This is a genomic window from Mycetocola zhujimingii, assembly GCF_003065425.1.
GTDB classification, from domain to species: Bacteria; Actinomycetota; Actinomycetes; order Actinomycetales; family Microbacteriaceae; genus Mycetocola_A; species Mycetocola_A zhujimingii.
The window spans coordinates 1411412-1430120 of the sequence record NZ_CP026949.1 but is presented as its reverse complement, the minus strand read 5'-3'; the positions used below and the strand labels follow the sequence as shown (position 1 = coordinate 1430120).

18 protein-coding genes are annotated in these 18709 nt (G+C 63.9%); 7 read left to right on the top strand and 11 right to left on the bottom strand.

Annotated features, from left to right (window positions below):
• Positions 1-22: 22 nt before the first annotated feature.
• From tatC to lnt, 3 genes are read left to right on the top strand one after another with little or no spacing between them, the layout of a single operon-like run.
• The gene (tatC, locus tag C3E77_RS06755; RefSeq protein ID WP_108390929.1) at positions 23-772 is read left to right on the top strand and encodes a twin-arginine translocase subunit TatC; all 750 of its coding nucleotides are present in this window, start codon (positions 23-25) and stop codon (positions 770-772) included.
• The gene (locus tag C3E77_RS06750) at positions 769-3195 is read left to right on the top strand and encodes a DEAD/DEAH box helicase (RefSeq protein ID WP_108390928.1); all 2427 of its coding nucleotides are present in this window, start codon (positions 769-771) and stop codon (positions 3193-3195) included. The genes tatC and C3E77_RS06750 overlap by 4 nt, the downstream gene beginning before the upstream one ends.
• A gap of 34 nt (positions 3196-3229) precedes the next feature.
• Positions 3230-4807: an apolipoprotein N-acyltransferase gene (gene lnt, locus C3E77_RS06745; protein ID WP_108390927.1), complete on the top strand. Its 1578-nt coding sequence runs from the start codon at positions 3230-3232 to the stop codon at positions 4805-4807.
• A gap of 101 nt (positions 4808-4908) precedes the next feature.
• On the opposite strand, the gene C3E77_RS06740 is transcribed toward lnt, so the two are convergent.
• From C3E77_RS06740 to C3E77_RS06725, 4 genes are all read right to left on the bottom strand, one after another.
• Positions 4909-5277, bottom strand: coding sequence for an RNA polymerase-binding protein RbpA (locus C3E77_RS06740; protein WP_108390926.1), 369 nt, complete (start codon positions 5275-5277; stop codon positions 4909-4911).
• Between the two features lie 81 nt (positions 5278-5358).
• On the bottom strand, positions 5359-6156 hold the full coding sequence (locus tag C3E77_RS06735) for a glycerophosphodiester phosphodiesterase family protein (protein WP_232528771.1): 798 nt from the start codon (positions 6154-6156) through the stop codon (positions 5359-5361).
• A gap of 4 nt (positions 6157-6160) precedes the next feature.
• The gene (locus tag C3E77_RS06730) at positions 6161-7192 is read right to left on the bottom strand and encodes an SPFH domain-containing protein (RefSeq protein WP_108390925.1); all 1032 of its coding nucleotides are present in this window, start codon (positions 7190-7192) and stop codon (positions 6161-6163) included.
• On the bottom strand, positions 7189-7701 hold the full coding sequence (locus C3E77_RS06725; protein ID WP_234031324.1) for an NfeD family protein: 513 nt from the start codon (positions 7699-7701) through the stop codon (positions 7189-7191). Before C3E77_RS06725 ends, C3E77_RS06730 begins: the two co-directional genes overlap by 4 nt.
• Positions 7702-7829: 128 nt before the next feature.
• Here C3E77_RS06725 and C3E77_RS06720 point away from each other — a divergent pair, with 128 nt between their 5' ends.
• Positions 7830-8597, top strand: a complete 768-nt coding sequence (locus tag C3E77_RS06720) for an SDR family oxidoreductase (RefSeq protein WP_108390923.1) — start codon at positions 7830-7832, stop codon at positions 8595-8597.
• Between the two features lie 32 nt (positions 8598-8629).
• On the opposite strand, the gene C3E77_RS06715 is transcribed toward C3E77_RS06720, so the two are convergent.
• From C3E77_RS06715 to C3E77_RS06705, 3 genes are all read right to left on the bottom strand, one after another.
• On the bottom strand, positions 8630-9778 hold the full coding sequence (locus tag C3E77_RS06715) for an epoxide hydrolase family protein (protein WP_108390922.1): 1149 nt from the start codon (positions 9776-9778) through the stop codon (positions 8630-8632).
• A gap of 65 nt (positions 9779-9843) precedes the next feature.
• Positions 9844-10410, bottom strand: a complete 567-nt coding sequence (locus C3E77_RS06710; RefSeq protein ID WP_162924934.1) for an HdeD family acid-resistance protein — start codon at positions 10408-10410, stop codon at positions 9844-9846.
• 216 nt (positions 10411-10626) lie between these two features.
• The gene (locus C3E77_RS06705; RefSeq protein WP_108390920.1) at positions 10627-11385 is read right to left on the bottom strand and encodes an SDR family oxidoreductase; all 759 of its coding nucleotides are present in this window, start codon (positions 11383-11385) and stop codon (positions 10627-10629) included.
• A gap of 57 nt (positions 11386-11442) precedes the next feature.
• On the opposite strand from C3E77_RS06705, the gene C3E77_RS06700 reads away from it, so the two are divergent.
• Positions 11443-11793, top strand: a complete 351-nt coding sequence (locus tag C3E77_RS06700; protein ID WP_108390919.1) for a MerR family transcriptional regulator — start codon at positions 11443-11445, stop codon at positions 11791-11793.
• Positions 11794-11805: 12 nt separating this feature from the next.
• Here the strand turns inward: C3E77_RS06700 and C3E77_RS06695 are convergent, their stop codons facing one another.
• The 4 genes from C3E77_RS06695 to C3E77_RS06680 all read right to left on the bottom strand — a co-directional run bounded on the left by C3E77_RS06695 (position 11806) and on the right by C3E77_RS06680 (position 16897).
• Complete coding sequence (locus tag C3E77_RS06695) at positions 11806-12735, bottom strand: carbohydrate ABC transporter permease (protein WP_108390918.1); 930 nt, start codon at positions 12733-12735, stop codon at positions 11806-11808.
• The gene (locus C3E77_RS06690) at positions 12732-13811 is read right to left on the bottom strand and encodes a carbohydrate ABC transporter permease (protein ID WP_232528766.1); all 1080 of its coding nucleotides are present in this window, start codon (positions 13809-13811) and stop codon (positions 12732-12734) included. The genes C3E77_RS06695 and C3E77_RS06690 overlap by 4 nt, the downstream gene beginning before the upstream one ends.
• A gap of 88 nt (positions 13812-13899) precedes the next feature.
• A complete protein-coding gene (locus C3E77_RS15630; protein WP_108390916.1) occupies positions 13900-15219 on the bottom strand; it encodes an ABC transporter substrate-binding protein in 1320 nt (439 codons plus the stop codon).
• Between the two features lie 37 nt (positions 15220-15256).
• Positions 15257-16897, bottom strand: coding sequence for a GH39 family glycosyl hydrolase (locus C3E77_RS06680; protein WP_108390915.1), 1641 nt, complete (start codon positions 16895-16897; stop codon positions 15257-15259).
• Positions 16898-17075: 178 nt separating this feature from the next.
• Between C3E77_RS06680 and C3E77_RS06675 the strand changes: the two genes are divergently transcribed.
• The gene (locus C3E77_RS06675; protein WP_198412202.1) at positions 17076-18119 is read left to right on the top strand and encodes a LacI family DNA-binding transcriptional regulator; all 1044 of its coding nucleotides are present in this window, start codon (positions 17076-17078) and stop codon (positions 18117-18119) included.
• A 68-nt stretch (positions 18120-18187) separates the two neighbouring features.
• Positions 18188-18667, top strand: coding sequence for a Fur family transcriptional regulator (locus C3E77_RS06670; RefSeq protein ID WP_108390913.1), 480 nt, complete (start codon positions 18188-18190; stop codon positions 18665-18667).
• Positions 18668-18709: the final 42 nt, after the last annotated feature.

The following is an 18709-nucleotide window of genomic DNA, read 5'->3' as shown; positions in this document are numbered from 1 at the left end:
GGGAAAGAACGCCGAAGGCCGGATGTCGCTCGGCGAGCATCTGGTCGAACTGCGGAAACGCCTCTTCATCATCGCCGCCGGTGTTGTGATCGCAATGATCGGCGGGTTCGTCCTGTCCGAATGGGCGATCAGGATGATGGCCGCCCCGATCACCGAGATTGCCGTTGAACGCGGCCAGGCGCTCCTCAACTTCGATGCCGTCACCGGTGCGTTCGACCTCAGGATGAAGGTTGCTCTCACCCTCGGCATCGTGATTTCAAGCCCGATCTGGCTGTATCAGATCTGGGCGTTCCTGGTCCCGGGTCTCACCCGGAAAGAGATCGGCTACGCGCTCGGGTTCCTGCTGAGCGCAGTGCCGTTGTTCCTTGCAGGGTGCGCGGCCGGCTGGCTCATCATGCCCCACATCGTTGAGCTGATGGTCGGCTTCACTCCGGCGGAAGCCTCCAACTTCTTCAACGCCGGGATCTACTTCGACTTCGTGTTGAAGCTGCTGCTCGCCATCGGTATCGCTTTCGTCGTGCCCGTCTTCCTCGTCCTGCTCAACTTCGTCGGCGTCCTCAGCGCGGCGACCATCATCAAGTCCTGGCGGATTGCGGTGCTCGTGATCGCCGTGTTCTGTGCGATCTCCACACCAGCGGCCGACGTGATCTCGATGTTCCTGCTCGCCATCCCCATGATCATCCTGTACTTCGCCGCGTATGGAGTCGCATACGTGCACGACCGTCGCGCCGCGAAGCGGCAGGCCGTCCTCGACGCAGAATTGGCCCTGTGACCACCGCAGACCTCAGCCCCGCGGAGCGCTACGCAGCCTCCCGACGGAAAACCCCTCTTCTCGATGCCTTCCGTGAGAAGCAGCACTTCGACCTCGACCCGTTCCAGATCGAGGCCTGCGCGAGTATCGAGGCGGGCAACAGCGTTCTCGTCGCGGCGCCAACCGGAGCCGGCAAAACGATCATCGCCGAGTTCGCGATCTACGCTGCAATGCAGAGCCCACGGCGGAAAGTGTTCTACACGGCGCCGATGAAAGCGCTGAGCAACCAGAAGTTCGGCGAACTGGTCGCCGAGTACGGTGCCGATTCGGTCGGCCTCCTCACCGGTGACACGAATATCAACGCGCACGCGCGGGTCGTCGTCATGACGACCGAGGTGCTCAGGAACATGCTCTACGCAAACTCCGATCTCCTCACCGACCTTGCCTACGTCGTCATGGACGAGGTGCACTATCTCGCCGACAGGTTCCGCGGGGCAGTGTGGGAAGAGGTCATCATCCACCTTCCCGAAGAGGTCCGGATGGTGTCCCTGAGCGCGACGGTGTCCAATGCCGAGGAATTCGGCGACTGGCTCCAGGCTGTGCGCGGCCACACCGAGGTGATCGTGTCAGAGGAGCGGCCGGTCCCACTCGACCAGCACGTCCTCATGCGCGGCAAGCTCATCGACCTGTTTGCGGCGCCGTCGCTCGCTGACACATCCCAGGTCAATCCCGAACTCGTCCGCATGGCGCAGTTCGGCGGACGCAACCCCGGCACCAGGCAGCACAACGACGTTTCCAGGTACAACGCCAAGGGCGGACGCCGCCCGGCCCAGCGCGTCGACCGGGGTGACGTCATCCGCCTGCTCGACGAGCACCACCTGTTGCCCGCCATCTTCTTCATCTTCAGCCGGGTCGGGTGCGACCAGGCCGTCGCACAGGTCCTGCGGTCGGGCATCCGGCTCACGGAAGTCCACGAGCGTGACGAGATCCGGGCAATCGTCGAGGAGCGCTGCTCCCAGCTCCCGGATGAAGACCTCGCGGTTCTCGGCTACTGGGAGTGGCTCGAAGGACTCGAGCGTGGCGTCGCTGCCCACCACGCCGGCATGCTGCCCGCCTTCAAGGAGGTCGTCGAAGAGCTCTTTCGGAAGAAGCTCGTCAAGGCGGTCTTCGCCACAGAGACACTCGCGCTCGGGATCAACATGCCCGCGCGGACCGTTGTGCTCGAGAAGCTGGAGAAGTTCAACGGCGAGGCGAGAGTGCCGATCACTCCGGGGGAGTACACCCAGCTCACCGGCCGCGCCGGCCGCCGCGGCATCGACGTCGAGGGACACGCCGTCGTCGCCTGGCAGGATGGCCTCCACCCCCAGTCGGTCGCCTCCCTTGCATCCCGCCGAAGCTATCCGCTCAACTCGAGCTTCAAACCGACGTACAACATGGCGGTGAACCTGATCGACCAGTTCGGCCGGGAACGCACCAGGGCGATCCTCGAGTCGTCGTTCGCGCAGTTCCAGGCCGACCGGGCCGTCGTCGGAATCGCACGTAAGGTGCGTGAGCAGGAAGCATCACTCGCCAAGTACGCCGAGTCGATGACCTGCCACCTCGGCGACTTCCGCGAGTACGCCTCGATGAGACGTGAACTCACCGACCTTGAGCGGGAGTCCGCGCAGGCGGAGCACGGGTCGCGCGCGACGCGGGAGAAGCGCCAGCGCAGGGCCAACGGGCTGCGCAAGCGGCTCTCGGCTCACCCGTGCCACAGCTGTCCCGATCGGGAGCAGCACGCCAGGTGGGCGGAACGGTACTTCAAGCTGAAGAAGCAGACCGACCAGCTCACGCGGCAGATCGCGACGCGCACCGGCGCTGTTGCGAAGATCTTCGACCGGGTCACCGACGTACTGGTCGAGTACGAATACCTCGTTCCTGGCGAGGGCGGTCAGCTCGAACTGAGTGCCGCCGGCCGGACCCTCAAACGGATCTACGGCGAACGAGACCTGCTGGTCGCCGAGGCCCTGCACCGCAATCTCTGGAATGACCTCGACCCCGCGAGCCTCGCCGCAATGGCCAGTTGCATCGTGTTCGAACCGCGCCGTGACGAGGGGCAGGTGCCCGAACGCTTCCTCCCGCGTGGTGCGTTCCGCGTCGCGCTCGACAAGACCCAGGACCTCTGGGCCCGCCTCGACGACGCCGAACAGGACCACAGGCTTCCAGGAAGCGAACCGCTGGCTACCGGTCTCGCCATCGCCATGCACAAGTGGGCCCGCGGGTCGACGCTCAATTCGGTGCTTCTCGACGCCGATATGGCAGCGGGTGACTTCGTCCGCTGGACCAAGCAGACGATCGACCTGCTTGACCAGTTGTCGATGGTTGCCGACGGGGGAGTGGGCCGCAATGCCCGCAAGGCGCTGGATGCCATTCGGCGCGGTATCGTCGCATACAGCTCAGTGTGAGCTTTCGGGGCCAGCGACAACCTAGGCTGGGGGAGTGACCCGCCCGACCCGACCGCTCCTGCCCCTCACCGCCGCCATCCTGTTGGCCGCGGCGTCCGGCCCGGTCCTCGACGCCGGTTTTCCCGACAAGGGAATCTGGCCGCTCGCGTTTGTCGGGGCTGCGATTTTTCTCGTCTGTCTGATCGGCCGCAGCGTCGGCGGAGCGCTTCTGGTTGGATTCATCGGCAGCGTCTCCTTCTACCTCGTGCATGTGTCGTGGGTCTCCCTGTACCTCGGACCGGTGCCGTGGATCGCTCTCTCGGTGCTCGAGTCCATTTTCTTCGCCGTCGGTGCTGTCCTCATCACACTCGCGTTCCGCTGGATCCCTCGGGTCTGGAACAACAGGTTCGGCAGGCTCGCCCTTCTCCCGGTCGTCGTGGCCGGCCTGTGGACCGCCCGTGAGGCACTCGTCAGCACCTGGCCGTACGGCGGTTTTGCGTGGGGCAGGATGGCACTGAGCCAGTCCGAAAGCCCGTTCGCACCGCTCGTCGCCTGGGTCGGGCTGAGCGGTCTGAGCTTTCTCATGGTCTGGCTCATCGTTCTCACGATCCAGGTTGTCCGTGAGCCAGATGCCCTCACCACGTTCACACGGATCGCCGTCCCCGCTGCCGCCATCGCCGCGGTCCTTGCCGTCCCGGCTGTCCCGTTCGTGCAGAGCGGAGAGGCAACGATAGCCGCCGTTCAGGGCAACGCCAAGGCCGGATACTTCGACGACCGCGAGCCGGGCGATATCCTCGCCGCGCAGGCATCCGCGACGCTCGATGTTGTCGGCACCGAGGTGGACATGGTTGTCTGGCCGGAGAACGGGTCAGACCTCAACCCCCTCACCGACCCGCAGGCCGCCGGCGTCCTTGACTACCTGGCGTCACAGGTCGGAGCGCCGATCCTGACCGGAACGGTTACCGAACGTGACGGCGAATACTTCAACACCTCCCTGCTGTGGGTCGCCGGCACCGGCGCTCTTGACTACTACGACAAGCGTCACCCGGTACCCTTCGGCGAGTACGTGCCTGACCGCGAGTTCTGGGAGCCGTTTGCGCCTGACCTGATCGGGCTTGTTGCCCGGGAGTACACACCGGGAACCCGCGACAACATCTTCAACGTGAACGGCGTGATCGCGGGTATCTCGATTTGCTTCGACATCGTCGACGACGCCCTGACCCGTGAAGCGGTGGACCGGGGCGCCCAGGTTATCATCGCGCAAACCAACAACGCGGACTTCGGGCGGACCGATGAGAACCAGCAGCAACTGGCGATCGCGCGGCTCCGTGCGATCGAGTCGTCACGAAGCGTCGTCAACATCTCCACGGTGGGGACGAGTCAGATGATCGCGCCCGACGGGAAGACCCTGGCCGAGATCCCTGCCTATGAGCCCGGTGCCATGGTCGAGACGGTTCCGACGTCAAACGCCAGGACTCCCGCCATGCTGTACGGTGCACAGATCGAGGCTGCCGTCTCGTTGTTCGGTCTCGGTGCGCTCATCGTCGCTGGGCTCAGCCGTCCGCGCCAGAACCGATCGCCAGTCACCCCGACTCCAACCCCCAGGCGGACCGCAAACCGACAGCCGGCGTGACGTAACGCCCCGCGTGATCCGGGGACGAATGGCTCTGAGCCTCACGCGGACAGCAAAAAGGGCGCCCGCACAGCGAGCGCCCCATTCAACCGGTGTGGAGCTTAGGCTCCGACCTTCTTGTTCAGTCCGCGCCGTTCCCTGAGGAAGGCGAGCCGGTCCTCAAGAAGCTCCTCGAGCTCCTCACGTGACCGGCGTTCAAGCAGCATGTCCCAGTGGGTGCGTGCCTGCTTCTGATCTGATTTATCGATAGTGATCGGCTCTGAACCAACCATGAGTACTGCCTCGTGGCCGCAGTGACGGCACTCCCAGGTCTCCGGGGGTTCCGCGTCGGCAGCGAACATCAGTGCGCTCTCGTGGTTACATTCAGGGCACAGATACACGGATCGAGTCCGTTCTGAAAATACGACGCCCTCTTCGCTCTGTAAGCTCTGGGCGCCGAGGCGCATTCCGCGCAAACTGCGATCTGCCATTGTGTGGTCCCCTCTCGTTTGCTCCTCCAGTTATAGACCCCCAAACTGGGCAGAAGCTTCCCGCTGGGCGGATACTCGCAGCTAACCTCCAGATTGCCTAGAGGCACTGCTCCATTCCTGCACCACCGTGAGAGCGATGTCTACGCGGTCCGTGATGATTCCGTCGACGCCGAGGTCGAGTAAGCGGCGCATGTCCGCCGCCGTGTTGATCGTCCAAACGTGGACCTCGACACCGGCTCGGTGCAGCGTTCGGAGCGTCCGCGGGGTAATCAGTTGCACGTTCTTGTAACGCTCAGGGATCTGGACGACGGCCACACCGGTCAGCGAGCGTCGGACGAGCGCCGGAATGCCCATCTTGGCACCGACAAGTGCTCGTGCGAACAACCGCGATGACGCCGAACTGGTGACGCCAGCCAGTAGCTCAAGAGCCTTCAGCCGCCGGGCCTCGTCAAATGACGTCACGAGTACGCGATCAATCGCCCCGGCAGCGCGAATAGCCTGCCCCGCGGGCCGGGCTGCCCGCTCGTCTTTCACATCGATGTTGAAGCGGATAAGCGGAAAAGCGGCAAGCGCCTCCGCCAGGGTGGGCGCACGGTGGCCATCGCCCAGATCGAGGAGGCAGAGCTCGTCAAAGGTCACGTCTCGCACCACGTGCGATACGGATCCAACCCGAATCTCGGGGTCGTGGACCAGGACGGCGATGCCGTCTGCTGTTGCGTGAACGTCGGTCTCGATGTAGTCGGTGCCTGCGTCGACCGCGGCCTGGAACGCCGCGAGCGTATTCTCCGGTACGCCGACCGCGAGGCCACGGTGCGCGAAGACCCGCGGTCCCCGGGGTGACAGATAGCGCGAGCCCGTGACGGTTCCTTCGGTCGGCACAGAGTTATTCCGAGGCAGGCGGCGCCGCCGGGGGAGCGGGGGGCCCGGCGGGAGGGAATGCCGGGGGCACGCTCGTCGGGAAGACGCTCGACGGCACGTCGGGGGCGGGAGCCGGGGGAGTCTGCTTCAGGTCGTCTGCGGCGCCGGGGACGAACGCCTTCCCAAGGCCCTTGACCGCTTCGGTCAGTTCGGACGGGATGATCCACAGCTTGTTCGCCGTGCCCTCCGCGAGTTTCGGGAGGGTCTGGAGGTACTGGTACGCCAGCAACTTCGGGTCAGCGTCGCCACGGTGGATCGCATCGAAAACCGTCGTGATGGCCTCTGCCTCACCCTGGGCTCGCAGCACAGCGGCGCGAGCGTCACCTTCAGCGCTGAGGATCGCCGCCTGGCGCGCTCCCTCCGCGGTGAGGATCGCCGACTGCTTGGTGCCCTCAGCCGTGAGGATGAGTGCGCGCCGGTCACGTTCGGCACGCATCTGCTTCTCCATCGAGTCCTGGATAGAGACGGGGGGATCGATGGCCTTGAGCTCGACACGGCCGACGCGGATTCCCCACTTGCCCGTCGCCTCGTCCAGGACGACGCGCAACTGCCCGTTGATGTTGTCGCGGCTGGTCAGCGCCTCTTCGAGGTTGAGCCCACCGACGACGTTTCGGAGGGTCGTGGTTGTGAGCTGCTCGACAGCACCGAGATAGTTGGCGATCTCGTAGGTCGCCGCGCGGGCATCCGTCACCTGAAAGTAGACAACGGTGTCGATGGAGACGACGAGGTTGTCTTCGGTGATGACCGGCTGCGGCGGGAACGACACCACCTGCTCGCGCATGTCGATGAGCGGGCGGACCCTGTCAATGAACGGTACAAGGAGGTTGAGACCCGGCTCGAGTGTCTTGTGGTAGCGGCCGAGACGTTCGACGACGCCGGCGGATGCCTGCGGAATGATCCGGATCGCACGAAACAGGACGACGAGGATGAAGATGAGAATGACAACGCCGACAACCCAGGCGATAACCGTGCCGACGACGTCTGATGCGTTGTTCATGATGCATTCCTCCCTGTGGGGACCACCACGGCTGTTGCGCCGCGAATGGCTTGTACCTGTACCGGGGTTCCCGGTTCCAGGGTGAGTGTCTCCGACTCGTCAGCGACATTTGCCGTCCAGACTTCACCGTTGGCGAGTTTTACCTGGCCGCTGTGCTCGGTAACGGGCTGGATCACGCGCCCTGTCGTACCTACGAGCGCGTCGACGTTGCTCTTTGCGGGATCTGCGCCCTTCCGGAGAGCTCGGAGAAGGGAAGGACGAACAAGCAGGAGCAGCAGAACGGATGCCGCTGCGGCGATGAGGAACTGCGCCCACCACGGCACGCCGAGGAACCCGGACGCGAGACCAATGGCTGACCCGATGCCGAGCATCAGGAAGGTGAATTCGAGGCTGAGCATCTCGATGGTCACAAAGAGAAGCATGAGGACCAGCCAAACAATCCAGATGTTCTCGACGATCCAGTCCATGCGTACCTCCCGGTGGCGAAGCGGCCCCTGGTGGGCGCCCATGCCCGACTCCGCGTCTGACTCCGAATCTATCAGCCGGTCACCGCGGCGCACCGAAACTTCTTGATAGTGTCGGGTGCCGGGATCAGCCGCCGTCCGGCCGTATCGCGCTGTGTTCTAAGGAGTCAACTGTGTCCAATCCTCTCGTCCCGGGTTCGCTCGCCGGAAAGAACATCCTCGTCACCGGCTCGTCCCGTGGCATCGGTGCAGACACCGTCCGTTACTTCGCTGAAGCAGGCGCGCGTGTGGTTATCAACTACCGCAACAAGGAAGCGCGGGCGGTAAAGCTCGCCGATTTGATCCGCGCAGCGGGCGGAACGGCGATCACCGTCGGTGCCGACCTCACGGATCCCGCCAGCGTCTCGGCGATGATGGAGACCGTCAGGACGGAGCTCGGCTCGCTTGACGTTCTCGTGCTGAACGCCTCAGGCGGAATGGAGAGCGGGATGGCCGAGGACTACGCCATGCAACTCAACCGCGACGCCCAGCTCAACGTGCTCGAGGCCGCGCTGCCTCTCCTCTCCGAGGGATCTCGCGTGGTCTTCGTGACGAGCCACCAGGCCCATTTCATTCGGACGACGCCGACGATGCCCGAGTACATCCCGGTCGCGCTGTCGAAGCGTGCGGGCGAGGACGCTCTCCGCGAGAAGCTCCCGGAACTTTCCGCACGCGGCATCGGATTCGTGGTGGTATCCGGCGACATGATCGAGGGCACAATCACAGCGACGCTTCTCGAGCGGGCGAACCCCGGCGCGATCAGTTCGCGTAAGGACTCCGCCGGGAAGCTCTACAACGTGGGGGAGTTCGCCGCCGAAGTGGCCCTGGCCGCCGTGCAGCCGATTCCCGGGGACAACACCAGGTACGTCGGAGACACCAGCGACTTCGACACCGCCCGGTAACCTGCTCGCTGGGCGTTATCAGCCCGGCCCAGTCATCGGAGCCCACTGAAGAACGTCCGTACGTCGCCGACCAGGAGATCAGGGGCCTCCATGGCGGCGAAGTGCCCGCCACGATCGAACTCGGACCAGTGCACGACGTTGTTGTCCCGCTCCGCGATTCGTCGGATCCCGAAGTCACCGGGAAAAACCGCTACGCCCGAAGGCACCTCCGAACGTGGCGCGCGCCGACCCCAGCCCGATTGTCCCTCCTTGTACAACCGCGCCGATGACGCCGCAGTTTTGGTGTGCCAGTACACGCTGACGTTGGCGAGGATCAGATCGCGATCGACGGCCTCTTCAGGGAGATCGAACGAAGGGTCCGTCCACTCCTTGAATTTTTCGACGATCCAGGCCAGCTGGCCGACGGGAGAGTCGGTCAGGCCGAAGCTGACGGTCTGCGGGCGGGTTGACTGCAGGATGGCATAGCCAGCACCGTCGTCGAGCTGGTGCTCCAGCGCCGCCAACCGTGCCTGATCGGCGTCGTTTAAACCACTCAGTTCGGCGGGGTCGCCCGTCGGGAACCCCAGGCTGCCGTTGACGTGGATGCCGACCACACGCTCGGGCGCCAGATGCCCCAGGAGCGGAGAGATCACGGATCCGCTGTCTCCGCCCTGCGCACCGTAGCGGTCGTAACCGAGGCGAGCCATCAGCTCTGCCCAGGCGCGCGCCACCCGCTCGATGTTCCAGCCTGGCTCTGTCGTTGGACCCGAAAACCCGAAACCAGGGATCGATGGGGCGACGACGTGGAACGCATCCGCCGGATTGCCGCCGTGCGAGCGGGGGTCGGAGAGCGGTCCGAGAACGTGAAGAAATTCCACAATAGAACCCGGCCACCCGTGGGTGATGATGAGCGGAAGAGCATCGGGCTCGGGGGAGCGGAGGTGCAGAAAGTGGACGTTCTGGCCATCGATGGTCGTTGAAAATTGAGGGAACCCGTTGAGTGTGGATTCCCAGAGCCGCCAGTCAAATGAGGTCCGCCAGTACTCGGCAAGGTCACGCAGGTAGCCGACGGGTACACCGTACGACCAGCCAACGCCGGGCAGCTCGTCCGGCCAGCGCGTGACTTCGAGCCGTCGCCTCAAGTCGTCAAGCTGGGCCTGGGCAACCTCGACGCGAAACGGGCGAATCGTCCTGTCATCCATCGGCTCACCATAGTGACCCAGCCGGTCAGTTCTCGACCCCAATCCTTGGAGATTATGTCAAGTACCTACCTCCGGGGCGCCCTGCCGAGAGTGGCACCCTGGGCGATCTGCATGACGCCGACAACCACGAGCAGGGCGGCGGACACCTGCAACCAGAACACCGTCGCGGCGACAGGGGCGAACAACAGCACGAGACCGCCGAGAATACACACGACACCAACCAGGACGGCGAGCCATGCTGCACCACCTCGTGGCACATCCATCAGGACGCCGATTCCCTCGACGATCCAGGTCAAGCCGATGACCGCGGCCACAACAGCGACGCCGAACATCGGATTGGCAAAGACGAACACACCACCGATCACGAGAAGAATCCCGAGCACGGCAAGAAACACCCGGTATGAGGCAGGCTGGCCACTCGCTGCAATCGCCCTGCCGATCCGCGTCAGGCCGCTCACGACGAAATAGAGCCCAAAAAGCCACGCGACGATCGACAGCGTCGCTTCGGGCCAGACGAAGATCGCGATGCCGGTGACGATAGCCACGACACCCAGCACGATGATGATCGTCCGGACGGTTCTCAATTGCGACGATCCAACGCCGACTGACTCGGTGTGAAAAAAATAGGACACGGTGATCTCCGTTCTACAAAACGCCTCGCCAGCCGTCCTGACGCCGCAGGGACGGCCGCCGTCATTCTGCTGTGACGATTGTCACCCTGGTCCCAGCCCACCGCCAGTGGCACTGGGACCATATCCCCGTCTCCTCGTTCCGATAATGCACATTATGTCAACAAAGCGATTACGGAGAGCCCCGATTGCGACCTGGCTGACTCACCTGGCCCCCCCCTACCGCGACCCCAGGGCGACGTCCTTCGTGACGGCGAATGGTCCGAAGCCGTCATACAGGACCTCGGGTGACGCGCCCAGTCGCTGCTTGACCGCCCTGGTGTCCTGGTCCAGGAACTCGTGGGCGCCTTTCGCCAATGCGTCCAGGATTTCCGAGATCATCACCCGCGGGTCGCTCTTGGGGATGTTCCAGTCCTTCATCATGTCGGTGTCAGTGGAGGAAAGATGCACACCGAGTACGTGCGTGCCCTGCCCCGCAAGCTCGAGGCGGGTGCTGTTGGTGAGTTGCCACTCAGCGGCTTTCGCTGCGGCGTACGCACCGTTGCCCGGGAAGACCCGGAAGGACAGCAGCGACATGACATTCACGATGGCTCCTCCCCCGTTGGCACCGAGAATCGGGGCGAAGGCACGACTCATTGCCAGTGTTCCCCAAAAGTGGGTGTCCATTTCGGAACGGATCCGGCTGAGCTCCCCCGTGAGCAGGTCTGTCGCTGTGGCAATACCGGCGTTGTTGATCAGCAGGTTGACGTCTGCGGCCGCAGCGGCAGCAGCCTCGATGGTCGAGGAATCAGTGATGTCCACCAGCAGAGCTGTGACCTGACCGGGTGCCCCCAATCCCTCCAGCACACCGAGCTCCTCCGGACGCCGGGTCGTCGCATAAACCTTCCTCGCTCCCCCGGCCACGAGCTGAGTGACGAACTCACGCCCCAGGCCCCTGTTCGCCCCGGTCACCAGTGCCACTGCATCAGATATATTCATAGGCTCAGGATAAAACCTGACATCAGTGTCAGGTTCAAGCCGAGGAAGGTCACAAGCATGCGCATTGGAGAACTCGCAGCGAACAGCGGGGTCAGCGTCAGGTCACTGCGCTACTACGAAACGCAGGGCATACTCCTGTCATCCCGCACCTCGGGAGGGCACCGCGAATACAGCGACGACGCCGTCGATCGGGTCATCCTGATCCAGGAACTCATGGCAGCAGGCCTCACCAGCGCCGTCATCGTCGAGCTCCTGCCATGCATTTACTCGGGCACGACCACGCCAGCCATGATCGAGCGACTCCGCCAGCAGCGCGAAGACATCGACCGGCGCGCCCGCGAGCTCCTCGCAACCAGGGATCGACTCGATGACCTCATCATCGACGCCCGCCACCGACTGGCCGTTTGAGGCACGAGCCGCTCAGCCCTTGACTGCACCCTCCATAACGCCGGCAACGAGTTGCTTTCCTGCAACGACCAGGACGAGGAGAAGGGGCACAGCGACGAGGAAAACGCCCGCCATCACGAGCCCGGTGTCGGAGGTGAAGGCTCCGCGAAGCTGAGGCACCACAAGCGGCATCGTCAACTGCGACCGCATCACCACCGACGGCCAGAAGAAGCTGTTCCACGAACCTATGAAGGTGAACAGGGCTAGCGTCGCTGCCCCCGGCCGTGCCGCGGGCAACGCGATCGACCAGAAGATCCGGAACATCGACGCGCCATCGACGCGTGCCGCTTCGATCAGTTCGAACGGGAGGGCTTCCTTGAGGTACTGCGTCATCCAGAACACGCCGAAAGCGCCAATGAGTCCCGGCACCGTGAGCGCAAGGAGCGAGTCGATCCAGCCGAACTCGTTCATCATCACGAACATCGGGATGGTGCCGATCTGGGCGGGGATCACCATTGTGCCGATCACCGCGAAGTAAAGCACCTGTCGACCTCGGAATCTCAGCTTCGAGAAGGTGAAGCCCGCAAGAGTCGCGAAGAATACCGTCGAAGCGCTGACCGAGACAGCGACGAGCAGCGAGTTCCCGAATGCCACCCAGATACTGAACTGCTCCGCGGCGAAAACCTGCCCAAAGTTCTCAAGCAAGGTCAGTGTCGGCAGCCAGGTGGGCAGCGTACCGACTGATCGAGCGATTTCGGTCGTGCTCGACGAGCCGTACATCGCGGCGGCATAGAGCGGGAAGACCGAGACGACGAATACGGCAGCAAGGATGACATACGTCACCCATCCCGGGCGACGATTCGACGGGTGGTGGCTGGCGCCGGACTTGCCTCTGGCCGCGCGCTTCCGAGCGTACTTGGCGGCGCCGCGGCCCGCCGTGTTTTCAATGTATGCCGTGCTCATCGGTGATCTCCTTCGACTGCATCGGTGGCCTGTGCGGACTGCTTGGCCTCAGACCGAAGCGTGGACGCCTTCCGGAGTGATCTCGGCAACCGCTTGGTACCTGAATCCGATGACGCGATGACGCGAGTGAACAGGATGTTCAGAAGTGACAGCGCCAGGATGATGACGGCGAAGATCCAGCCAACCGCTGCTGCCTGACCAAGTCTGTCCTGCCAGTCGCCGAATCCGAGGTTATAGAGGTAGAGAACGACGGTGGTCCACTGGTTATCGGCACCGCCGGTGCCGCCGCCCGTTCCCCCGCCGTCGAACATCCGTGCCTCGTCGAAGATCTCGAGCCCTCCGATAGTCATGGTCAGGATGACGAAGATGAGCGTCGGACGGATGCCGGGGATGGTCACCGAGAAGAACTGACGCACGCGTCCCGCTCCGTCAACAGTGGCCGCCTCGTAGAGGTCTCTCGGTACGGCCTGCATCGCGGCGAGGAAGATCAGGGCGTTGTAGCCCGTCCAGCGGAAGATGACCATGGAGCCGATCGCGATGTGCGACAACTGGCGATCCTGGAAGAACGGTGAGCTGTACTCAGTGAAGAGACCGAGGTCGTGCAGGTTCGGCACGAGAAGGCCGAACTGGCCGTACACCTGCCCGAAGATCATTGATGTGGCAACGGGCATCACGACGAACGGAATGAGCACGCTCATCCGCCAGAAGGTCCGGGCACGGAGATTCTGGTCAAGGATCGACGCGATCACCAGGGCGAGAACGAGCTGCGGGATGCCGCCCCACAGGAAGATGGAGAACGTGTTCTCGAGCGACCGCCAGAACAGCGGCTGGCGTAATACCCACGCAAAGTTGTCGAGGCCGACGAAATCGCCCATACCGGAGCGGCGGTGCCAGTCATGGAGCGCGACGACCACGTTGAAGACGAGCGGGAAGGCACCGAAGACCGCGAAGACGATGAAGAACGGCGAGATGTAGAGGTAGGGCGAGACCTTGATGTCCCAGCGCGACAGGCGCTGCCCCCAGCCGACGCGGCGCGCTGTGCGCGGGGCCGCTGTAGCCAATGTATCGGTAGCCAAGGCTCGAGCCTTTCGTGAGTTCTGTGGGGTGAAGGGCAGACCCCGACCCGGTCCTCGACTTCGAGGACCGGGTCGGGGTGAGGTGAGGTCAGTCCGCGGTCTCGAAGCCGAGCGCGTCGAAGTCACTGACGACCGACTCCCAAGCCTCCTCCGGTGTCGCTCCGCCGGACTCGACGAGCGAGATACCGTCGGTAACGAGCGACTGGATGCCGGCGAAGTTCTCACCGCGGAAACCACCAGCCGCCGAATCGCCGGCCGCAGAGGCGAGATCGCCATAGACCTGGCCGAGACGCTGGCCGCCGTAGAACTCGTTCTCTGTCTCTGCGATGTCAGGGCTGGCGATGGCGTCCACCTGCGAGGGGAACTGACCGGTCTCGTGGAACCACTGCACAGCTGCCTCGGGCGAGGTGAGGTAGTCGGCCAGCTTGACGGCCCACCCGGTGTTTTCACCGGTGGACGGGACCGAGAAGAACGACCCACCCCAGTTGCCGCCGCCGTCCGGGAAGGTGCTGGACAGACGCCATCCCTCGATGCCGTCAGCGTTGTCTGCGATGATTCCGGTCATCCACGCCGGGGTGACCACCGTGGCCCACTGGCGGTTCTGAAAGCCAGCTCCCCAGTCAGCATGACCGATGGGGATGCCCGCCGAGACGCCGTCAGCGGCGGCATCCGCAAACGTCATGAACAGTTCCTTGACCTCGGCGTTGTCGGCGATGTTGTACGGGTCACCCGACTCAGGGTCTTCAAACGCCGCGGGAAGAAGATTGATCGCTGCCTGGAAGGCGCTGGAGAGCGAGTCGATGAAGTAGTTATCGGATGTCGCGACATACGCGCGGCCCGCATCGAGGAACGATTCCCACGTGGCGGCGTCACCGCCGATGAACTCGCCGAATACTTCCGGGTCGGTGGCGACACCGGCAGCCGATGTCATCTCCTGGTTGAAGGCGACACCGAGAGGGCCGATGTCGGTTCCATACCCGGTCATGACGCCGTCGACGGACCCCTGCTTGACCTTCCAGTCCACCCAGCGATCGGGAACCTCGGGGAGCTCTACCCAATCCTCGGGGGCTGCCATCATTTCGGTCCACCAGTCGAGTTCGATCAGGTGCACGTCCGAGAGGCCGGCGCCTCCGGAGGAGAGGCCGTTGCGCAGGACGGTCTGAGCGGAAGCGCCGTCGGGGAAAGACTCCACGGCGACCTTGATTCCGTATTCCTCCTCAAAGGATGCGAGGAGTTCCGGCGGGAAGTCCATCCAGGCGGCGACCGTCAGCTGCTCGGGCTTGTTCTCCTCCGTCGCCTTTTCTCCACCTCCGCCTCCACTTCCTCCTCCGCCGGTGCATGCGGTGAGAGCCAGGGCAGAAATCGTCGCGAATGCGGCGACTTTTGCGGTTCTTCTGGTCAGTTTCATGATGCTGGTCCTTTCGATACTTCGTCGTATGTGAAATTCATCGGTGCTGGGGTGTTGCGGGGAAGATCGACATCACTGCCCACGGTGCGAGCAGGATGTCGACCGTGAGCACACCGTCGGCGTCGACGGTGCGAGTTTCGCGGTGCAGATCGTCAGCGATCGCCGTGAGCTCGGCAACCTCCTGTCGTGAAAGGTTGAGCGGCTCCCCCATTCGGTGCCATTCCGCTGCGACGTTGCCGTGTTCCTGGTCGAGGACTTCGACCTCGTAAACCTGTCCTGGGGTGAGTCCGCCGATGGTGTGCGCGATACGCCGGGCCGGCCCTTCGGTCGCGAGACGACGGGTCTCGGCGTGGGAGTTCGCGCTTCCCACCGACCTCGCCCCCATGGAATCCGGGTAGTTGAAGAACACCGCGGCGACGTGACCCTCGGCCGTGCGTGTAATCATCCCGTGCTCGGTCTGCAACGCAATCCGGTCACCGAGTCGGTTGAGCATCGCCATCGCGTGGAACGTTGGCTTGTGGATTCCCTGCTCATTGACAAAGCCGAAGCCACCGTGGAATGGCCCGATGCCACCGCCGCCCTCTTCGAAGACGTCGGTGAATGTCCAGTAGGAAATTGAATCGGCGAGGTCGTGGGACTGGAGGAACGCGCGAGCGATGTACGTCGCCGCGAACACCGTATCGTGCATCCGGTCGCGGCTCGACGGCGACGTGGACCACTCTGTGATGTGCAGCTCGGCGTTCGGATATGGTGACTCGGCGATGATCTGGCGCATGACCACGAGGTCGTTGCGCGTGGAGTCTCGCTGCCGACTGATGTGCCGACCAACGCCCTGGGTGTCGAAGGCAAAATCTGTGGGATACAGGTGGGTCGAGAGAAAGTCGATGGGAACGTCGCGTTCGGCGCAGTAGGAGATGAACTCGTGAATCCACACGGGTTTCCACGGCAGCAGTTCGGGATCCGGCGCCTCCGCCGTAGCCGCCTCGACCGAGGTGTCGTGGTACTCGCCGTCGTAGCGGGCATCGGGAACGAAGACCGAGGATGAGGGTCCACCAACGCGGAGTTGTGAGTCGATTGCCTTGATGGCCTTCGCGGTTTCCTCGTAGAGCTGGAAGTACTCGGTCCTGGTGCCCGTCCAAAAGTGCGGCACCAGATTGGGTTCATTCCAGACCTCGAACGGCCAGGTGCGCACCTCCTCGATCCCGTAGCGTTCGATCCAGTGCTCCAGGGTTGCGGTGACCAGCGCAACCCACGCAGCCATGTCGTTCGGGGGGCTGCAGTGGGCCTTCCACCAGAACAGCGTCTCGGTCTGGGTTGCAAGTTCACGGGGCATGAAGCCGAGCTCGACGAACGGGCGCGCGCCGGTGTCAAGAATGCTGTCGAACACCTTGTCGACGTACGCGAACGTGTAGAGCGGTTCGGCCAGTGGTGTCGGCGGGCCGAACCCTCCGCCGCTCGACGCGCGATACACGAACATGTCGTCGTGGAAGAGACCATGGAACCGTACGTAGCGCGCACCGAGCACGTGAACGGCTTCACTGAAGTGTCGCTGCCAGTCAGCGCGGAGTGCCTCGTTGGCGCGTCCCGCACCGATGCATTCGCTCCAGACATGGCGAAGCCGGCTATCCCGGGAAGGGTGTCCGTCAACCAATACGATGGTCGATGATTCGACGGACATGAGACCTCCCTTGGTCACGAACGGCGTAAGCCGATTCGCTGGCGAAAATATTTCGCAACGTGTATCGTTCGTTCATAGTAGGTTTCGTCGCTGCAGACTGTCAACTCCCCCGCGGGATTTTCTGAGAACACGACGAAGCAACCTATATCTCCGAAATAATTTCGGAAAGGAGAACCGAGTGGCATCCGATTTCGTCCAACGCCGGGCGACCCTTCAGGACGTCGCGGCTGCCGTCGGCGTCTCGAAAGCGACGGTGTCAAAAGCCCTCAACGGCCGTAACGACATCTCCCCCGACACGCGCGAACGCGTCCTCGCTGCGGTCGCAGAACTGGAGTATCGGCCGACGACGCTCCCGGCGCCCTCCGCTCAGCGCCGTGCGCTTGCCGTCGTCTTTGACCTTCCGGCCTCCCCATACATCCTCGGCGTCCTCCAGGGGACCCTGACGGAAACAACGGACTCGGGCGTCGATCTCCTCGTCCGTCTCGCCCCCGAGCGCACCTCGCGTGCCCATCGCGCGGTGGCGCGGGAGTGGATCACCGACCAGCGCGCGTCCGGCGTCATCGGCATCATCGGTCTCACGCTCTCCGAGCCAGACGGGCTCATCGATGCCGCAAACGACGCCAGCCTGCCGTTCATCATCGTCGACCCTGTCGACACGCGACATCCCCGGATGGTGAGCGTCGGGTCGAGCAACTGGTCGGGCGCGAGAACGGCCACAGAACACCTCATCGACCTTGGTCACCGTCGTATCGCCTGGGTCGGCGGCCCGGAAGCGTCGGATGCCGCGCGCGACCGGCGGCTGGGCTACCAGGCCGCGCTCGATTCCGCTGGCATACCGATAGATCCCGCCCTCATTCGGTCAGGCCCTTTCGCCGTCGCGACCGGGGCCGATCGCGGCCGCGAACTGCTCACGTCGCCTCACCCGCCGACGGCCATCATGGCGGCGGACGACGAGATCGCGGTTGGCGTACTCGCTTCGGCTCACGGGCTCGGCATCCCGGTGCCTGAGCGGTTGAGTGTCACCGGTTTCGACGACACTCCCCAGGCCGCCTGGACGACGCCCCCGCTCACGACGGTCTACCAGCACCTCGAAGGCATGGGCGCGATGGCGGTCCAGACCATCCTTGCCATGGCCGAGGGTCGCAGCCCCTCCTCCAGCCATGTCGAGTTGGCAACCTCACTGACGGTGCGCGGAAGCACCGCTGTCTCCCCCGCCACCTGATCTCACGGTCCACAACTGACGACGTCCCGACCCTTTCACAACCCGTGTGCACCGTGGCACCATGACGTATGGACGCCAGTATCCCCGCACGCCACCGGGATCTGCATCATGCTCCGGAGCAGGCCCTGGCTCTCGCTCTCGCGCGGTTGCAGGACTCAGGTGAACGGCTGACGGAGCCGCGCCGCGCGGTACTCGAGGTTCTTGCTCGTCACCATGAGCACCTCACCGCCGATGAGGTGTCGGTGATTCTCGCCACGCGGGGCATCCACCGCGCGACCGTCTACCGCACGTTCGAGGTTCTCGCGCGACGGGCAATCATCGCCCAGCGGCGGCAACCGGGCGGTGCCGTCGCCTATCACCTGGTCACAACGCCATCAGGCCACGAACACCTCCATGGCGTGTGCAGGTACTGCGGAGAGGTCACCGTCCTGCCGGCTGACACGTTCACCGCCAGCTCGAGAGCGATCGCCAGTGCGTCCGGTTTCAAACTAGAACCGGAACAGAGCGCCTTCGTTGGTTTGTGCACCGCCTGTCAAACGATCATTTAGTCGCCGGACGGCCAAAAGTCCCTGTTGCCACGCGACCTCCAC